The organism is Homoserinimonas sp. (assembly GCF_056262345.1).
The window spans coordinates 1-3,520 of sequence record NZ_JBACFR010000080.1 but is presented as its reverse complement, the minus strand read 5'-3'; the positions used below and the strand labels follow the sequence as shown (position 1 = coordinate 3,520).

3 protein-coding genes and 1 pseudogene are annotated in these 3,520 nt (G+C 66.3%); all 4 read right to left on the bottom strand.

The window, feature by feature from the left end:
* A pseudogene (locus AC062T_RS04030) lies at positions 1 to 402 on the bottom strand (alpha/beta hydrolase); the annotation flags it as partial.
* Positions 399 to 1,568 carry a DNA polymerase III subunit delta' gene (locus AC062T_RS04025; RefSeq protein WP_476027627.1) on the bottom strand — a complete coding sequence of 390 codons (1,170 nt, stop codon included), beginning with the start codon at positions 1,566 to 1,568 and terminating at the stop codon, positions 399 to 401. The gene AC062T_RS04025 and the pseudogene AC062T_RS04030, both read right to left, overlap by 4 nt.
* Positions 1,569 to 1,712: 144 nt before the next feature.
* The gene (gene tmk / locus AC062T_RS04020; RefSeq protein ID WP_476027625.1) at positions 1,713 to 2,333 is read right to left on the bottom strand and encodes a dTMP kinase; all 621 of its coding nucleotides are present in this window, start codon (positions 2,331 to 2,333) and stop codon (positions 1,713 to 1,715) included.
* On the bottom strand, positions 2,330 to 3,520 hold a 1,191-nt coding region (locus AC062T_RS04015; protein ID WP_476027623.1), incomplete at its 5' end, for a topoisomerase C-terminal repeat-containing protein. The genes tmk and AC062T_RS04015, both read right to left, overlap by 4 nt.

Genomic DNA, 3,520 nt, shown 5'->3' with positions numbered 1-3,520 from the left:
GTCGAAGCCCACCAGGTCGTAGTTATCGCGCAGCTGATCAGTCGTGGCGTAGTCCCAGCTCTCCCGCACGAAGTCAACGCCAGAGCCACCGGGGCCGCCCGGGTTCACGAGCAGAGAACCCATGGGGGTGCCGCTCGTCGTGAGGCGGATGAGCGCGAGCTCTATCGATTCGCGCTCCGGGTCGTCCCAGTCGAGCGGGGCCGTGGCTGTGGCGCACTGAAAGTCGTCGCCGCATGACTCCCACTCCAACACCTGGTCGTAGAACGGCTGAAGATCGCCGTCGACCTTTTCTCCCGTCGGCGTCGACGTGGTGCGCGTCTCTCCTCCCATGAGAAAGCAGCCGGAGAGCAGGAGGGGGATGATCGCAACGAGGGCGACCGCCGAGCGGCGAAGACGACTCACACTGAGTCCTTTCGGGTCACGGCCACCAGCATGGCCTCGAGTGCGAGAGCCGGAGCCACATTGCCTTCGATGCGGCGGCGTGCCGTGGCGATTGCGTCGAGCACGGCGAGGGTCTGCTCAGGGCGCGATGTCACGGCGGCGGCCTTCACCTCGCTAAGAACGCTGACGTTAACGGGGTCGATCTGCGCCCCCAGCTGAGCCAACAGGATGTCCCGATACAGCGACTGGAGGTCGACCATGATGCGGTCGATGCCATCGCGAAGGCTGCGGGTTGCCCGGCGCTTCTGATCCTCTTCAAGCGTCTTGAGCTGCGACCGCAGGGCCGGCGGAATCGTGCCTCCCGGTTCGATGCCCAGGGACCGCAGCGCGCTCGCACGCTCCTCAGAATCCTTCTCCTCGGTGATTGCCTTGGCATCCTCCCCCGCAACCTCCAAGAGGGTCGCCGCCGAAAGCACCGACTGACCGACCGAGCGGATGCCGAGCACAGTGCGCAGCGTCAGCTCGCGTCGGCGTCGCGCGTCGTCGTTGGTGGCGAGCCTGTGCGCCATGCCGATATGGCTCTGCGATTCTTGCGCGGCCTGCAACGCCAGCTCGGGAGAAACCCTGTCTCGTTGCTCGATGAGCCTCGCGACATCCTGAACAGAGGGCACCCGCAGGCGCACCGATCGCACGCGCGATCGGATGGTGGGGATGAGGTCTGCCTCACTCGGAGCGCACAGAATCCACACCGTGCGGGGCGGCGGTTCTTCGAGAGCCTTGAGCAAAAGGTTGGAGGTGCGCTCCGTCATGCGGTCGGCATCTTCGATGACCATGACGCGAAAGCGCGAAACCGAGGGCGAGAACTGCGAACTGGCGAGAAGGGTGCGGACCTCGTCGATCGTGATGATCACCCGCTCGGTCGTGAGCACGGCCAGGTCGGGATGAGTGCGGGCTTCTACCTGGCGACGCGTGGTCTCGTCGCCATCGGGAGACGAGCTGAGAAGCGCCGTCGCGAACGCAAAAGCGAGGTTGGATCGGCCGCTGCCGGGCGGCCCGGTGATGAGCCACGAGTGGGTCATCGAGTTGTCGCTCGCGTCGCCGCCCGATGCCCTTATCGCCGAATCGGCGGCGGCGCGGAACACCGCAATGGCCTCCGATTGGCCCGTCAGGTCGTCCCATACACTCACGGGCTCAAGCCTAGGGGTCGCCACCGACGAGTTGCCCCTGAGGTGCCTGGGGCTGGGATGAGCGGGCTGGGATGAGCGGGCCGGGATGAGCGGGCTGGCTCGGCCGGGCTGGCCTGGCCTGGCTCGACCGGAACTGCGGGCAGCCTAGGAGAGCAGCGCGCCGACCCTCTCGCGGATGCTCGCGGCAATATCGTCGACCGGCAGTGCGGCATCTACCAGGAGAAAGCGCTCGGGTTCGGCCGCCGCCAACGCCAGGTAGGAGCCACGAACGCGCGTATGAAACTCCGCCTTCTCTGCCTCGAGCCGATCGAATCGTGTGCGGGAAGCATCAAGACGGGCCCGCCCCGCTGCCTCGTCGAGGTCGAGGAGGATGGTCAGGTTCGGCTGAAACCCTTCCGTGGCCCACAGCGAGATATCCCGCACCTCGTCGCCGTCGAGCACCCGACCGGCGCCCTGGTAGGCAACCGAGCTATCGATGTAGCGGTCCTGAATGACGATGTCGCCGCGCTCCACCGCAGGGCGGACCTTGGTGGCGATGTTGTGCGCACGATCCGCCGCATAAATGAGCGCCTCGGCGCGCGGGGCGATGTGGCCCCTGCTGTGCAGCACGATCTCACGAAGCTCAAGTCCGAGCTCCGTGCCGCCCGGCTCTCGGGAGCGCACAACCGTGCGCCCCTGCTCCTCTAGCCACGCCGACAGCAGCTCGGCCTGGGTTGTTTTGCCCGTGCCGTCGCCGCCCTCAAAGGTTATGAAAAGCCCGCTCACGACGCGTCCGACGCCTCCGCTGACGCGCTCGGGAGCCCCGTCTTCGGCGCGGCCTTGCGCGTTGCTGCCTTCTTCACCGTCGTGGTCGCGCCGCTGGCTGCGGCCTTCTTGGTGGCAGGCTTCTTAGCAGCGGGCTTCTTAGCAGCGGGCTTCTTCGCGGCCGTCTTTTTGGCGGCAGGCTTCTTGGTTGCGGCCTTCTTGGCGGCAGGCTTCTTGGCCGGTCCCTTGGCCCGCTTGTCGGCCAGCAGCTGAACGGCCCGCTCAAAGTCGACCTCTTCGACGGTCTCGCCGCGCGGAATCGTGGCGTTTGTCACGCCATCGGTCACATACGCGCCGAAGCGGCCGTCCTTGATCTTGATCGGCTTGCCGCTCTCGGGGTCAGCATCAAACTCCTTGAGCGCACTCGATGCCTTGCGGGCACCGTACTTGGGCTGCGAATACAGCTCGAGGGCTCCGGGCAAATCGATCTCGAAGATCTGGTCTTCGGTCGGCAGAGTGCGGGTGTCGGCACCCTTCTTCAGGTAGGGGCCGTAACGACCGTTCTGAGCTGTGATCTCCTCGCCAGACTCGGGGTCGACGCCAACAACGCGCGGCAGGTCGAGCAGTGCGAGCGCGGTCTCCAGGTCGATCGTGGCCAGGTCCATCGACTTGAAGAGGGATGCTGTGCGCGGCTTGGGCGCGGCAGCCTTCTTCGCCGGCTTCTTGGCAGGCTTCGCCGCGGCATCCGCAACCTCGCCCGTCGCGGGATCGGCGACGATCTCCTCTTCTGGCTCGGGGTCGACCTCGGTGACATACGGGCCGAAGCGGCCATCCTTGGCCAGGATGCTCTTGCCGTTCTCGGGGTTGATGCCGACGACGCGGTCTACCGCAACAGGGGCGTCGATGAGCTCCTTCGCCTTAGCGGGGGTGAGCTCGTCAGGCGCGAGATCCTGGGGCAGGTTGACCCGGCGGGGGGTCTCCGGGTCGTCTCCCGGAACCTCGAGGTAGGGGCCGTACTTGCCGATGCGCAGGGTGATGTCGTCGGTGATCGCGATCGAGTTGATCTCGCGTGCGTCGATCTCGCCGAGGTTGTCGACAACGGTGCGCAGGCCACGGTGGTCGTCGTTGCCAAAGTAGAAGCCCTTGAGCCAGTCGACCCGGTTGGCTTCGCCGCCGGCGATGCGGTCGAGGTCGTTCTCCATCTCCGC